The 16075-nt window shown below is 38.1% G+C and carries 10 protein-coding genes; 1 reads left to right on the forward strand and 9 read right to left on the reverse strand.

Annotated features, from left to right (window positions below; genetic code table 11):
- Positions 1–83 precede the first annotated feature (83 nt).
- The 9 genes from ACMGDK_RS05510 to ACMGDK_RS05550 form a co-directional block, all read right to left on the reverse strand.
- Complete coding sequence (locus ACMGDK_RS05510) at positions 84–2012, reverse strand: M1 family metallopeptidase (RefSeq protein WP_436807007.1); 1929 nt, start codon at positions 2010–2012, stop codon at positions 84–86.
- An 85-nt stretch (positions 2013–2097) separates the two neighbouring features.
- Positions 2098–3567: a D-alanyl-D-alanine carboxypeptidase/D-alanyl-D-alanine endopeptidase gene (gene dacB / locus ACMGDK_RS05515; protein ID WP_436807008.1), complete on the reverse strand. Its 1470-nt coding sequence runs from the start codon at positions 3565–3567 to the stop codon at positions 2098–2100.
- A 160-nt stretch (positions 3568–3727) separates the two neighbouring features.
- The gene (gene priA / locus ACMGDK_RS05520; protein WP_436807009.1) at positions 3728–6175 is read right to left on the reverse strand and encodes a replication restart helicase PriA; all 2448 of its coding nucleotides are present in this window, start codon (positions 6173–6175) and stop codon (positions 3728–3730) included.
- 350 nt (positions 6176–6525) lie between these two features.
- The gene (locus ACMGDK_RS05525) at positions 6526–7437 is read right to left on the reverse strand and encodes an AEC family transporter (RefSeq protein ID WP_436807010.1); all 912 of its coding nucleotides are present in this window, start codon (positions 7435–7437) and stop codon (positions 6526–6528) included.
- A gap of 161 nt (positions 7438–7598) precedes the next feature.
- Positions 7599–10085, reverse strand: coding sequence for a beta-mannosidase (locus ACMGDK_RS05530; RefSeq protein WP_436807011.1), 2487 nt, complete (start codon positions 10083–10085; stop codon positions 7599–7601).
- 115 nt (positions 10086–10200) lie between these two features.
- Positions 10201–10863 (reverse strand): copper homeostasis protein CutC, encoded by a 663-nt coding sequence (locus tag ACMGDK_RS05535; RefSeq protein WP_436807012.1) that lies wholly within the window; start codon positions 10861–10863, stop codon positions 10201–10203.
- A gap of 18 nt (positions 10864–10881) precedes the next feature.
- A complete protein-coding gene (locus ACMGDK_RS05540) occupies positions 10882–11430 on the reverse strand; it encodes a hypothetical protein (RefSeq protein ID WP_436807013.1) in 549 nt (182 codons plus the stop codon).
- A gap of 87 nt (positions 11431–11517) precedes the next feature.
- Positions 11518–12510, reverse strand: a complete 993-nt coding sequence (locus tag ACMGDK_RS05545; RefSeq protein ID WP_436807014.1) for an isoaspartyl peptidase/L-asparaginase family protein — start codon at positions 12508–12510, stop codon at positions 11518–11520.
- A gap of 148 nt (positions 12511–12658) precedes the next feature.
- On the reverse strand, positions 12659–14926 hold the full coding sequence (locus tag ACMGDK_RS05550) for a glycoside hydrolase family 20 protein (RefSeq protein WP_436807015.1): 2268 nt from the start codon (positions 14924–14926) through the stop codon (positions 12659–12661).
- Between the two features lie 102 nt (positions 14927–15028).
- Between ACMGDK_RS05550 and ACMGDK_RS05555 the strand changes: the two genes are divergently transcribed.
- On the forward strand, positions 15029–15847 hold the full coding sequence (locus tag ACMGDK_RS05555) for a DUF4197 domain-containing protein (RefSeq protein ID WP_436807016.1): 819 nt from the start codon (positions 15029–15031) through the stop codon (positions 15845–15847).
- Positions 15848–16075 lie beyond the last annotated feature (228 nt).

The raw sequence follows: 16075 nt of genomic DNA on the forward strand, positions 1-16075 counted from the left end.
TATCCGGCATTTAAAAATTATTTTTTAATCTAACATTCAGTTCTCCGTCGCCAATAGAAGAGTAACTGAATGCTTATTTTATGTTATTGCTTTAAAAACTTTATATTCTTTTCATTAATGGTGAAAATATAAGATCCGGGAACCAGTTCTGAGATTCTAACCGCTTTTCCGGGCTGATATACATCTTTTCTGATGAGTTTCCCATCCATAGAATGAATGGAATACTCAACAGCCCTATCCATTCCTTTTACATAAAGCTCGTTCGTTGCGGGATTTGGATACAGTGCAAAATCTTCTTTTTCAACGGATGATACACTTAATGTATTATCCTGCATCACTGTAGAGTTTTTCTCCAGAATCTGATATTCATAATTAAATTCAACACTGGCCACAGGGAAAGAAACTGCTTCAAGGAAATACTGGTTATCAGAAGTATGATTCAGTACAAAATAAGCAGTCTGTCCGCCGGTCCCGTTTACTTTGATCGGTAACGGCATTTCAAAAAAGCTTACAGAAGGGCTGCTTTGAGTCTGGGAAACTTTAAAAAGGATCTGATTTCCGGTCTGTTTCCATTTTGTAGTATAGGTCGGGTAACCTTCGCCGTATAGCCAGTCATTAAAAAAACCTGTAAAATCTGTTCCCGTAGACTGCAACAGTGATGCATTAAAATCTGCAGTTCTCACATAATTATAGGCTAAGTTCGGTCTTGCATGATATTCTCTTATCGCCTGATAAAAAGCTGCATCACCAAGGATCCATTTGATCATTCTTAAAATATAAGCTCCTTTTGCATAACTAAGCCTGTTACTGAATATTCTGCTTACACTGGAAAGGCCGGAATCCGGAACGTAAGTAGAACCACCGGGAGCAGAAGTAATATTGTTAATCTCTCCCAGCAGAAAGTTCTTGAACTCTGTATTGGTCATCAATAGCTTTTCATTGGCAAGAACAGCTCCGAAAGTGGCAAAACCTTCATTCAGCCAGATATCATTCCATGCACCACAGGTCACCTTATCACCAAACCACTGATGGGCAAGCTCATGGGCAATAAGCCCTTTGCTCCAGCTTCCCATGGACGACATGGTCTGATGCTCCATTCCGCCTCCATAGGTGAACTCCATATGTCCGTATTTTTCGTTGCGGAAAGGATAAGGCCCGAAATAGGTTTCAAAAGTATTCATAACCACTTTCGTCCATTCAATATTAGACATACTTGTTACATTTGCATTGGTGGAAGGATAAACATAATTAACGAACGGAAACGGCGGATTTCCCATGGTATCATTAAGCTTAACAAAATTGGTAATGGAAAAGGCAATCAGGTAAGCCGATGTGGGATAAGCTGTTCTCCAGAAGGTAAGCTTCTGACTTCCCGGAAGTATTGTTTCGGACATCACTTTTCCGTTGGCTGCAACGTTATATTGTGAAGGCGTGGTAATTTTTAAATCAAATCTTTCAATCTTATCATTAAGGCTTTGTTTTGTTGGAAACCAATCCTGTGCACCATAGGGTTCACTTAACGTACAGACAATAGGTGTTCCGCCCTGTGTAGTTGTTGTAAAAGCGTTCTGTGCAGCAGAAGGAGCACCGGAATAATGAATCGTTAAGGAATCAAGGGTATTCGCCGGAATTGAAGCCGGAAAATCTATTTTTATTTCTTTTGTCGGAAGCTGCTGGAAATTAAGATTACTTCCATGATACTGTACCTGAGAAACGACCAGGATATCCGACAGATCAAAATAAATGCTGCTCATATTCTGATTAGGTTTGAAATGGGACGTCACAGAACCTGAGATATTGTATACTGCAGGATCTAAAGTGACATTCATCCTTTGATACTGAAGATCATAATTTAAAGTGTTGGGATTAATATTGTAGGTGGTCATTTTCTTGGCAAAAGCATTCATTTCTTTTGCGATGAGCCCTTTCATTTCAATATTTTGATCCTGTATCTGGCTATAGAACTGCTGGGAAACCAATAAGCCCAGAATTAGAAGATAAATTTTTTTCATATTCAGAATATTAGATATAACCAAAGATAAAAAAAACCTTCTAATCATTGATTAAAAGGTTTTTAGAATACTAAAATAATATTTTTTAAAGATCTAGAGCCGGCTCAAGAATTTTTTCCATTCTTTTCTTTACCATGTCTACAGATCCTGAATAATTGTTTACCATTAAAGAAAACACAAGAGTTTTCCCTGAATTGGTCTTCAGATATCCTGCTAATGTTTTTACTTTATTCAAAGTTCCTGTTTTTGCAAAAACCTGTCCGTTTCCGGTACCGATGAACATTCTTTTCAGTGTTCCGGACTGTCCGCCTACCGGCAGCGAAGTAAAATAAGTCTTGTAATATTTTTCATCCATTAAAGATGTTAAAAACTTCACCTGGGAAATAGGCGTTACATTATTACTTCTTGAAAGTCCGCTTCCATCCATATAATTCAGGCCCATCATATCAAAACTTTCCTCTTTCAGGTGGTTGGTTACCACTATCCTTCCTGATTCCGAGGTCTGGTCACCCATTTTCTGAAAGCCTACTGTTTTCAGTAAAGCTTCTGCCAGAGAATTGTCACTGTGCTGGTTCGTGTAGAAGACAATATCCCCTAATGTAGGAGATTTATAGGCTGAAACCAGCTTTCTGCTCTCAGGAGCTGCATCTGTCATTTTAGGGGTTACTTTTCCGGTCACTCCAATTCCGCTTTTTACCAGTGTTGTTCTGAAAGAATTGGCAAGATAAGCCGGAGCATCGGGAAGCTTTGTCGTTAAAATTCCGTCCCCTTCATATTTTTCTGCATAAACCATCTGGTTGGCATAAGGAGACATATAGAAATACTTTTTGTCAGAAGCCAATCCTGATTTTTTCATGATCAGCTTTTCATTGGCTGGGTTGATCTCGCGGGTGGTTCCTACAGGCAGATAGTAATTATTGTTTTCAAGCCATACAACATTTTCCGGAAGCCCTGTAATATTGCCTTTGAAAAGCGCTGTCTGGATGATAATATCACCGTTTACCTTTCTGATCCCTTCGCGCGAAAGTCCGCCCATGAAGTCTGAAATAATATCTCTGTAAGACCATGCACCGGCTTTATTGGTTCCTAAAGAAGGATCGCCGCTGCCTATGAGGTACAGATTGCCATTTAAAACTCCGTTTTCATCAATAGTCCCTGAATATTCCAGCTGCGTTATCCAACGGTAATTTTCACCTAAAAGGCTTAAGGCTGTTTCCGTCGTGAGCAATTTTGTGGTAGAAGCCGGTACTAAAGGAGTATTCTCATTGTACGAAGAAATGACCTTCTTCGTTTTGGGGTCATACACTACGAATCCCCAGTTTGCATTTTTCAGCACAGGATCCGCCATCATTGTGTTTACATTAATATCTACAAGCTCTTTGGCCGACAGAATCGTTTTCTCCGCCATTGAGGTAACCGGAGAAGGTAGATTCAAAGTATTTTTCTGATTGTCGTATGCCTGTGAGTAAAGAACTGTAGAAACGGTAGATTGGGCAAGGAAAAACCCAGAAGCCAATACCGCTACACCTGAAATATATTTTCTGTAATTTACCATGTATCTTTTTTTGTTTCCATAGTTTGACGCTATAAAAAATGATAAGTTAAATCATCCGTTTAAAGAGCCAAACATTTAATGAACGACCAAAAGTAGAAATTATTGTTATAAAAAGGGTTACAGAGTTCTTATAAAAGAGCGTAAAGTTTGTTAAAAAATGTTAAAAATCCACAAAAACATCTTTTTTAATACTTTGATAAGCAGTGATTTCATCAAATTCATTCAAACTTAGCAAAACCATTTTTTTGAATTCATCGTACTTTTTCCCGCGGGGAAGTTTCAGCATAATCTGGAACTGGTATAAATTATTAAGCCTTGCAATCTGTGCTCTTTCCGGTCCTAAAACACATTCTTCGGGAAGATATTTTCTTAAGACGGATCCTAAAAACTGGGAAGCCCGGTTCACTTTGTCTTCTTTCCGGTGTTTCAGCTCGATCATAATGAGCTTGGTGAACGGCGGATAATGGAATTTCTGGCGTTCGGTAAGGATGTATTTGTAAATTTTAGCAGGATTATTCATCTTGATCAGCTGAAAAACGGAATGATCAGGATTATAGGTCTGAATTAAAATTTTCCCTTTTCCGGAAACTCTCCCGGCTCTTCCGGAAACCTGGGTGATCAGCTGATATGCTCTTTCTTCCGCTCTGAAATCCTGGACATACAGTAAAGAATCCGCTTTAGGAATAGCAACAAGCTCAATATGATCAAAATCCAGCCCTTTCGATATCATCTGTGTACCTACAATAATATCTGTTTCGCCTTCTTCTATTTTTTCGTACAGCTTTTCATACGCAAACTTCTTACGCATGGAATCCACATCCATTCTGTCTACTTCATGATCAGGAAATATTTTGGACACTTCTTCATGAATCTGTTCTACTCCTACTCCTCTTTCGTTAAGGTTTTCCGAATGGCATTTCGGGCAGGTTCTCGGCTTTGAGGCTCTTTGTCCGCAGTAATGACACTTCATCTCGTTGGCTGCCTTGTGATAGGTCATTACGACATCACAATTTGAGCAGTAATTGACATAGCCGCAGGTTTCGCATTCTATCACATTGGCATAACCACGGCGGTTGTGAAGCACAATGGCCTGATTTTTTTCGTCCAGCGTTTTTTTGATCTCATCTATTAAGTGTAAAGAAAAATTTCCGGAAACCTTTTTGGATTCCTGGGCTTCTTTAAAGTTGATGAGTTCATATTCCGGCAGGCTTACATTCCCGAATCTTTCATTCAGGAAAATATATTTTATTTTATCTTTTCTGGCGTTATAGTAGCTTTCCACAGAAGGTGTTGCCGACCCCAGAATTACACCGGCTCCATAAAGGTTTCCCAGAACCAGCGCAGCATCTTTAGCATTGAAATAAGGTGAAGCTTCCCTTGGTCTGTATGCAGAATCATGTTCTTCATCCACGACAATAAGTCCAAGATCCTGAAATGGCAGGAATAACGCATTACGTGTTCCTATAAGAATTTTAATATCATTCTGCTTGATTCTTCTCCAGACTTCCACTCGTTCAAAATCGGTTAGCTTCTGATGATAGAAGCCAAGTTGTCTGCCATATTTTTTTTCTAATCTTTGGGTAATCTGCTTGGTCAGAGAAATTTCAGGAAGCAGGAACAGAACATTTTTTCCTTCCTGGATACATTCTTCAATTTTTTCTAAATAAATATGGGTTTTCCCTGAGGAAGTTACACCATGCAGCAATACATTCTTTCCTTCTTCAAAGGCCTCATCAATCTCCATTTTGGCTTCTTTCTGCTCTTCGGAAAGCTCTTCAAGTTCTTCAATTTCACCTTCATAGCTTTCGATCCTGTCTTTCTGCATATGATATTCTTCGACAAGACCTTTATCTGCAAGGGATTTAAAATGAGAACTTCCAAAATATCCATCCTCAAACAGTTCTGCTTTTTTAATAGGAACTTCCGGATGCTCAGTCTGCTTTTCTAAAATAGCCAGAAAAAGATCTTTCTGCTTCGGAGCTTTGCTCAGCTTTAAAAGAATATCCGTGAGATTCTGGTTGCTTAAAACCTCATCACTGATCCTGACATAAGCTACTTCTTTAGCTTTATATTTTTCAGCAATTTTTTCATCAATTTCAATATACTGCAGATCAATCAGGGAATTGATTGTTTTGATGATATCCTTTTTAGGGATAAATGCTTCAATATCCGTAAGATTAATGAGCTGGCGGACTTCCAACGCCTGAATAAGGTACATTTCATTGACATCCAGATTCTCAAAATCAACCGTAATATTGGGTTTTAATTTTAAATAGGTTTCACTTTCCAGTTTTAAAGAAGATGGAAATGCAAAACGGTAAATCTCTCCCAGCCCACAAAGGTAATATTCTGAAAGCCAGTTCCAGAAGCTAATCTGCTGCTCAGGAAGGATGGGTTTATCATCCAGAATACTGATGACTTCTTTAGCTACAAAGTTTTCAGGTGGGTTATCATGTAATTCAAAAACAATCCCGGTATAAATTTTCTTCCCTCCAAATGGTACCAGCACACGCATTCCGGGCTGAATATGAGATATCAGCTCTTCGGGAACTTTGTAGGTGAAAGATCCTTTTAAATTAAGCGGTAAAACGATTTGGACGTACTGCAAGGGAAATTTTTAAAGTGTAAAATTAGATTTTTCTTTAGAGAACTGCAATTTTTTATTGAAATCAAAGGGTAAAGCAGTCTGATGTTGTTTTTCTGATTAAACTTATAGTTCTCTTTATTTTTTTAAATGAGTGATTGCATTTTTTACTCTCGCAGATTTTTGCAGATTGAGCAGATATTTATGGATATTATGATTATAATCATGAATAAAACAGGCTCAATAGTGCTCTTATATCTTAATAGATAAAAGTATAATTATAACGCAAACATCTGCTCAATCTGCAAAAATCTTCGAGAGAATATTTAAACATTCAGCCGCATCGTCTTGTATACAAGACCGGTATGACGATTTTAGAAAAGAAATTCTGTGATATAATACCAGGCCGCAGAGGTAAGGAACCCAACAATAATACTGAAACCGATGATGAGATTGGCAAGCTTGGTATTGAGCCTGAACTGTTCTGCAATAATACTTGAAGTGACAACCGTCGGCATGGCAGCTTCAAATACAGTAATTTTTGCCACATCTCCTTTTATATTCAGAAGCAAAGCCAGTCCCAGAACAATTGCAGGCGCTAAGATCAATTTATAGAGCATGGAAACGGACATCTGCGGGATCAGCTTTTTCCATCCATTGAATTTTAACTGGAGCCCTACAGAAAATAAAGCCAATGGACTTACTGTTGCCGCTAATTTATCAAAAAATGGTTCTGCTAATGTAAAATCAATAAACTGAGATAATACCAATGCTGCGACACACCCTATCAATGGAGGAAAAGTGACCAGTCTCTTTAAAATAAATTTTGCACTTACCTTTCCGGTCCTGCTTCCTCCTTTCACTGCTGCTATAATACCTAATGTGGAAAGGGCAAAGAACATGGTCTGATCACAAATAATGGCAATACTTAAAAGATTTTCGCCATAAAATGCACTAATGAGGGGGAAACCGATAAAGGATGTATTGCTGTAGCCGCTTGTGAGTTCCATTGTACTTCTGGACCGTCGTGAATAGCCTTTACTTTTACTGTAGAACATCATAAAGAAGAAGCAGAAAACAGAAATAAGAAAGGTAGCCGCAATGGGGAACAGCATTTCCGTTGTCCATTTAACTTTGGGCAGGTATTTAAAAGAAACTGCGGGCAGGGCAAGGTACAGAATCCAGGTATTGATGCCTTTGTGAGCATCGGGATGGATAGATTTCGTTGCTTTGAATACCATTCCGGCAATAATGCACACTGCAATCAGAACAAAATTGACCATCATATTTAAAAATTGAATATAAAGTTACGGTTGATTTTTGAGGAAAATCAATTTATTTAAAAATAAATGTATGCTTAGAATTGCATGGGTTTTGGGTTTAAGGTTTATTTTTTAATTCTCGCAGATTGGGCTGATTGAGCAGATTTTTATTGCTGTATGATGTTTTAATTTTGCAGTGTATCCCAAAGACTCATAACTTCGATATTTTCCAAAGGTTTTGAAAGTTTTATCTTTTTTGAAGTATTAGGAAGGAGATCAAAAAAGTTATCGCTGAAATGAGTATCTCCCATCAGATAAACATCTTTTGCTAAAACATCTGTAGAAATTTCAATTTCGTCTGCTGCAATTTTTCTAATCTTAAAGGTGGGTTTTGTCAACGGCAAATCTTTAGGTTTGGAAAAGAAATGGTGGTTTACGGCAATAGCTTTACCATCATTATTTCTTAATGTAAACTGCAGAAAGATTTTATTTCTGTCCGTTTCAGGAATTAAATTTCTAATTTCAATAGGATTTAATCTTAGAATAGTTTCCAATATTTTTCCTTTCAAATCTGTCACTGATTCTTTTAAAAGTTTACCGTCAAAACTTACTGCTTTTACTTCTAATTTAACATCCTTAAAAGGTTCCAGCCCGTCATTAACTGCGTGAAAATTCAAAAAGCCTTCTTTTTCGTCAACCAGAATAACCTGTTGCTCAAAGCTTCTTTTCATCTGGTAATGCAGGGCTTTCCAGTTTCCAAGGTAATCAATGGACGACCAGGAAACAACCGGCCAGCAGTCATTGAGCTGCCAGTATAATGTTCCCATATTATAAGGCTTTGCCCGGCGATGGGCTTCAACAGCAATTCTCATTCCTCGGGCCTGGAGCAGCTGGGAAATGTAATTGTACTTTACGAAATCCGCGGGGGTTTTATAGTCCCTTTTCATATATTCAGCGATGATGTCCCAACCTCTGGCATTTTTTTCATGGGCTTTAATAACCGGATTCTGAAGGCTGAGATCCGGAGTTCCGGAAAACATAGATTTCATAGCTTCCAGGCTTGGCATTCCCTGAAAACCATATTCTGACATAAAACGGCCTGCTTTTTCATTATAAATTTCAAACGGCTGTTCGCCCCACCAGACTCCCCAATAATGGGAATCTCCTTCTGTGAGACTTTCTTTATGTCCCCATCCGATAGACGGCGAACTCGGCCAGTAGATATTTTTATCCGGAGTGAGAGTTTCCTTCATTGTAGTAGGAATTACTTCATGAAACAGCTTTTTATAGTCTTTCCAAACCTGAAGGGAATCATTTTTTGAATATTTGAACTGTTTCTGATAACCCCAGTTGACAATAGCTTCATCAATTTCATTATTTCCGCACCACAAAGCAATGGATGGATGGTTCTGAAGCCTGTTGATCTGGTCTTTTACTTCTTCTTTGACGTTATTTAGAAAAGTGTCATCAGCGGGATAAAAGCTTCCTGCGAACATGAAATCCTGCCAGACTAAAATACCGTTTTCGTCACAAACTTTATAGAATTCATCATCTTCATAGATGCCGCCACCCCAGACACGGATCATATTCATATTAGCATCTTTGGCGTCTTTGATGAGCTTCCGGTATTTTTCCTTGGTTATTCTGGGTGAAAAGCTGTCAGAAGGAATCCAGTTTGTTCCTTTTGCATACAGTGGTTTCCCGTTAACTTTAAAGTAGAAAGATTTTCCTGACTGATCTTTCTCCTGAATTAAATCAATGGTTCTTAACCCAATTCTTTCGGTTTTTTCGGAAAGGATTTTTGAATCTTTTTGCAGAGAAATTTTTATGTTGTACAAATTAGGATCGCCCCATCCATTGGGTTGCCAAAGTTTTGGATTGCTAATTTTAAAAGGTATCTGAACGTTATTTTCACCTTTTTTTAATTGAAATTTATTGGATTGAGTATTAACTGTAATAGAATATTCCCCTTCTTTATCTACAAAAATTTCCGTTTGAATATTGAGCTCTGCACGCTGTTTTGTTAGACTTTTTTGTTCAATTTTTACATTTTTTAATTGAGCACTATTCCAGAAATGAAGTTCTACATCTTTCCAGATTCCGGCAGTAACCAATCTCGGACCCCAATCCCATCCAAACTGATACTGAGCTTTTCTCACAAAGCTCCTGGGCGATTCCGGCATGGTAAACGGAACTTTCCCGGCCAGTTCTTTCCCTTCTTTTACTGCCGATCTAAATTTAATTTTCAATTCATTATCTCCTTCTTTCAGGAATTCTTTCACAGGAATTTCCCATTTCCTGAACATATTGTCTGTTTTTTTCAATAGTTTGCCGTTCAGATAAATATCTGAGAAGGTATCAAGACCGTTGAAAATAAGATCAATATGATCATTCACCCGCTCTTTTGATGATACTTTAAAACTGGTTTTATATTCCCAGTCTTCATTTTCTATCCACTGTACTTTTTTTTCATTTTCATCTTTGAAAGGATCGGAAATGACCTTGTTATCCATCAAATCAAGATGTACAGTGCCCGGAATTTTTGCAGGCAACCATTTCTGTTCCTGTGTATTTTTGAACTGCCATTTTTCGGAAGACAAACTTCGTTCTGTAAGCTGTGCATTCATAATACTTTGAATAAAAAGGAAAGCAAAAAGGACAGATTTATTCATTAATAGGTTTGTTTACAATTCTGTGAATCCCATATTTAATGAATTCACTGTTAAAATTTATCCGTAATCCCAAATTCAGGGTAGTCAGTTTCAGATTCTTTGTTTTTCTCAAAAACTATTTATTCTTCAAAGCTACAACCTCATCCGCATTGGCAAAAGATCCGCCGTCTGTAATTGCCGAGGAATGAAAATAACCGGCATTTGTAAATTCTCTGATCTCTTCAATATTGGTAGAACGAAGTCCGCCTCCAACCAGAATTTCTATTCTTCCATTGGAAAGCTGAACCAGTTTTTTCAAGTTTTCTTTTCCTTCTGAAACATTGGGCTCATGGCCCGAAGTGAGGATCGTTTTAAAGCCACAGCCAATTACTTTTTCCAAAGAATCTTCAAGGCCTTTTGCTCTGTCAAAAGCACGGTGAAAAGTACATGGAAGAGGATATGCCATCTCAACCAAAATCTTGTTGTGTTCTACATGTATCTGATTATCTTCGTCCAGAATTCCAAATACAAAACCATCTACTTTCAGAGATTTAAGCTGGAGCAGATCTTTTTGCATTTGTTCAAACTCAGATTCCGAATAGGTAAAATCCCCACCTCTGGGCCTGATCATCACAAAAATCGGGATATTTATTTTTTCTCTTAGTTCTTTTGTTGTTTCAAAATCAGGGGTTGTTCCGCCTTCATTTAGTCCGTCGCATAATTCTATTCTGTCGGCTCCGTTTTCAAATGCAGTCATTGCTGATTCCGGATTGAAACATGCTATTTCTATTCTTGACATTTTTCGTTTATTTAAATTTTACTCTTCTTCAATAACATCTGCTATCAGAAATTTATTATCTGTTTTTATAACTTTAATCTGACGGGAATATTTGGCTTTAAACCCATCATCAGCCAGGACTACATTAAAAACGTAATTATTATCTGACGAAGATTTTAAGTCACAATTTCTAATTTCAATATTAATCCAGTCCTGAGCGGAAATTAGGAATCCGGAGTCTATTCCAGCTTTATCAGTATCAAATTTACCTTTCCATTTGTCCTGGAATTCTTTTAACGTAAGGCTTCCGTCAACATCCATATCCACATTCATTGCATCTGTTTTATACTCGTAATAGTCTTTGGTTGTTATTTCCTGCATTTCACGATCCATATTACCCAGATCCGCTTTGAAGTAATTTTCGATACTTTCTTTCAGCCATTTTTCTGCTGCTGCTTCGTCGGGCTTATTTTCGGATGTCTTAATTTTTTTGGGGAAAGGTTCTTGCTGTACCTGTGTTTGAGTTTCTTTCTTTTCTTCTTTACATGCTGTTACCAGAAACAAGGATGCAATGATTATTCTTTTCATTTTTCAAATTTTGGCTAAAGCCATTCTATTGGGACGTTTTGAAAAAAGGGTTAAAGCCTTTTTCTATTGAATTTTAAATAAAATACATTATTTCAGGGCAAATTCCGGTTTTTCCAGACGATTGCCTTTCTGATCATAGACGGCGAAATTAAACCCATCCTGAATGCAGTAAGAGCCATATTCTCCTTTTTTATTTAAGGCAATAAAACCAACCTGGATATCTTTAAGATTTTTATTTCTTCTTTGAGCTATTTTTACAATTCTTTCAACGGCTTCTTTGCAAGCTTGCTGAGGGTTTCTTCCCTGTCGCATCAGTTCAACCACCAGATGAGTTCCAACTGTACGAATCACTTCTTCGCCATGACCGGTAGCTGTAGCAGCACCCACTTCATTGTCTACAAATAATCCTGCGCCAATGATCGGAGAATCTCCTACCCTGCCATGCATTTTAAAAGCCATTCCGCTGGTGGTACACGCTCCGGAAAGATTGCCCTGTGCATCCAAAGCGATCATCCCAATGGTATCATGGTTTTCAATATTGGCAACCGGCTTGTATTCACTGGTTTTCAGCCATTCTTTCCATTCTTTTTCAGACTCGGGAGTAAGAAGGTTTTCTTTTTTAAAACCCTGTGATAATGCAAACTGCAGCGCTCCATCCCCAACAAGCATAACATGGGGTGTTTTTTCCATAACGGCTCTGGCCACGGAAATAGGATTTTTAACATATTCCAAACAGGCTACTGAACCAATATTGTAGTTTTCATCCATAATACAGGCATCGAGGGTCACTCTGCCATCTCTGTCCGGACGTCCGCCATAGCCTACGCTTCTTTCCGCGGGATCCAATTCTACCAGACGAACTCCTTTTTCCACGGCATCCAGTGCTTTTCCGCCTTTTCCTAAAATGGTCCAGGCTTCTTCGTTGGCTTTCAGACCGAAATTCCACGTGGAAAGAACAATAGGTTTGCCGGCTATTTTAGAATTCTCCTGCAATTCTCCTGCAATCAGATCCAGTGGGCTTACGGCAAGTGCCAGGGAAGCAGCAGCCGTTTTTTTGATAAAGTTTCGTCTACTTTGCATGTTTAGATATATTTTGACCTCCAAATTAGCAATTTTCCCGCTAGCTGAAAAGGAAAAAGACCATAGAATATACACTATGGCCCTTTATTTTTTTATGATCAATGCTATAATTGAAGATTATTTTACAGTATTATATTTAGCTTCAGGATTAATTCGCCCCGATTTCATCAACAAACAGCCACGCTTTTGAGTCTGCTCCGGGGTTTCCGGCAGGAATAATTCCTGCGTTTTCTACTTTCAGTTTAATGTATCTTGCATTCTGGTTTCCTACATTCAGCTTTATTTTCCCTTTCGAATTCTGGATCTCGTCTTTTCCTATCTCTTTGATCATTTTAAAGTTCTTTCCGTCATCGGAAACAAAGATCTGTGCAGATTTTGCAAGATGGATCCAGCTTCCTTTATTTTCGAGGGTATTAAAATAAACTTCTGAAAAGGTAGTTTTCTGTCCAAGATCAATTGTTGCAACGACATCTTTTCCCTGGAAGCCCAGCCATGTTTTTCCCAGCTGTCTTGTATTCTCGATAATGCCGTCTACCAAGGTGAAGGCTCCTCCAAAAGAGTAATTTTCATTTGGCTGCTGTTCCAGTGTTATTTTTTTTCCTGTTGTTTTTGAAATAGTAAATTCCTGCGTAGACACAGCACTTTTAAGTTTTCCGTCCTCAAAATAAGCGGATTTAACAGTTTGAGATTTCGAAACAGCAATAGGCCCCTGATAAGCCTGTGAATTGACGGAAGGTTCTGTTCCGTCTATGGTATAGCGTATTCCCTTAGGATTTTGTGACACTGTAAGCTCGTAAGCAATACCGTTTTTGGCAGGAAGCACTTTTCCAGAAATATTATAGATACTTTTGGCATAATTCACCTTCATCTTATCCAGAACTTTGAACTGGCTGATCACCCTGTTTTCAAATTCTTTATAGTTCTTGGGATCTGCGGTTCCCCATCCTACTTCAGAAAGGGCCATCAGCCTTGGAAATATCATGTACTGTACCTGCTTAAAATCTGTAATATATTCTGTCCATAAATTAGCTTGAACGCCTAAAATATATTTGGCCTGCTCAGCATTCAGCTCTGCAGGAATAGGATTATAGGAATAAACTTTATCCAGGGGCGTAAATCCACCGAAAGCATTAGGTTCTGATTGCGGATCTCCCTGATAATGATCAAAATAACAGTAGGCTCCGGGAGTCATTACGGCAAAGTGAGAAGATTTTGCAGCTTCGATTCCTCCGTTTACACCTGTCCAGCTCATAACGGCAGCATTTGGAGCCAGACCGCCTTCAAGGATCTCATCCCAGCCGATAATCTTTCTGCCTTTTCTGTTCACATATTTTTCAATTCTCTGAATGAAATAGCTTTGCAATCCATGTTCATCTTTCAGGTTATTCTTTTTGATCAGTTCCTGGCAGTGGGCACATTCTTTCCATCTCGTTTTCGGACATTCATCACCACCGATGTGAATGTACTGAGACGGAAATAATGCAATCACTTCTTCGAGAACATTTTCCAGGAATGTGAATGTTTCTTCTTTGGGACAGAAAACATCGTCAAAAACACCCCATTTTGTAGCAGATTCAAAGGGTCCTTTTGTACACGCAAGTTCCGGATATGCTGATAAAGCGGCCAAGGCATGGCCCGGCATTTCAATTTCCGGCACTACGATAATATGTCTCTGTTCGGCATATTTAACGACATCCTTAATCTGCTCTTGTGTGTAAAAGTAGGGACCATAAGGTTTTCCATCAAATGTATTGTCTACATAAGCTCCAGTCATTGATTCTTTACGTTTTGAACCGACCTCAGTCAGTTTCGGATATTTTTTTATTTCAATTCTCCAGCCCTGATCATCTGTAAGGTGCCAGTGAAAGGTATTCAGCTTGTACATGGCAAGATAATCGATGTATTGTTTTACTTCCTCCACATTGAAGAAATGACGGCAGACATCCAGATGCATTCCCCTCCAGGCAAATTTAGGCTGGTCTTCAATTCTTAAAGCAGGAATTTCCCTATCTGCCTTATGTTCTTCAAAAAGTTGAGCCAGAGTTTGAAGAGCCAGAAAATAACCCTGTCTGGTATTGGAAGTTATGAAAATCTTTTTGGGGGAAATGTCAATAGTATACTTTTCTTTATCTTCTTCGGGATGAATTGGAATTTTTGGCTGTGGAAACGGCATGTACATCAGATGAATTCCTTCTGTCTTACTGCTGTTCTGAAATTTCACACTGGAACCAAGCCTTTTTTTGAAATACTCTGTTTCTTCTTTTGGAAGTTTGTCATTCAGGATCAGCGTTTCAGGAATGATGAACCTTCCTTCCTGCATGGTTACACTTTGAGGATAAGGAATTAAATCTGGCTTCTTCTGAGCATGAAAAACTGTGGAAAAAATAGCAGAAAACATAAAAAGAAAACGTCGCATTTAGTTATGATTAAGGTTTTAGCTAATATAATTATTTTCCAAAACTCTTTGGGCATTTAACTTATTAAATAATAAAACATCTAAATTTGCAAAAAAGATACAATGAGAAAAAATATTTTATTCGCTGCTGCTTTATTATTTTCAGTTTCTTCACAGGCACAGCTCTTAGACATCATCAAATCTACAGTTAAAACCAAAACCGGTGTTGATCTTGATAATCCATCAAAACCTAAAAGTTCTACAACCACCACTACAACCAATCCCACTACAACCGCTCCAACTAAAGCATCACCTGTTAATCTGGGAAATTTAACCTCAACGCAGATTTCTTCAGGATTAAAGGAGGCCTTAAGCCTTGGGGTAACTGATGGTGTAAAGAAACTGGCCTTAACAGACGGATTCTTAAAGAATGAAGCGGTAAAAATTTTAATGCCTGAAAAATTAAGGAAGATTGATACCACGCTGCGCTCCCTGGGAATGGGAAGCCTTGCAGATGAAGGGGTAAAATTATTAAACAGGGCTGCTGAGGATGCGGTAACAGAAGCCACTCCTATTTTCACCAAAGCCATTACATCAATGACGATCACGGATGCTAAAAATATTTTATTAAGCAGTGATAATGCGGCAACCAATTATTTACAGACCAAAACGCAAAGTCAGTTATTCACAGCTTTCCAGCCAAAAGTGAAGGCTTCATTAGGAAAAGTGGGTGCAGATACGGTATGGAAAAACCTGATTTCAAAGTACAATACTTTTACGGGACAATCTGTAACGACCGATCTTAACGAATATGTGACGACAGAAACAATTAATGGTGTATTTAAAATGGTGGCTGACAAAGAAAGCGAGATCAGAAATACTCCTGCGATGAGAACAACTTCTATTTTGCAAAAGGTTTTTGGTGCACAAGACGGGAAATAATTTAGTTTTTTTTCAAAAAACTTTAAAAATATATAAACTGTTTCATTTTTTGAAGCAGTTTTTCTTTTGTATTAAAAAATCTGCGTTATCTGTTCAATCTGTGAGAGATTTTTTAATAGCTTTCTTTTGTCTTGAAACAAAAGAAACAAAAATTCAAGACCTGAAAACTTCCGCTAAAAACAAATACTGTTCTCTAAAAACTCTAAAACTTGCGCGAATCCTGTATAT

This window comes from Chryseobacterium hilariae (genome assembly GCF_051400735.1).
Lineage (GTDB): Bacteria > Bacteroidota > Bacteroidia > Flavobacteriales > Weeksellaceae > Chryseobacterium.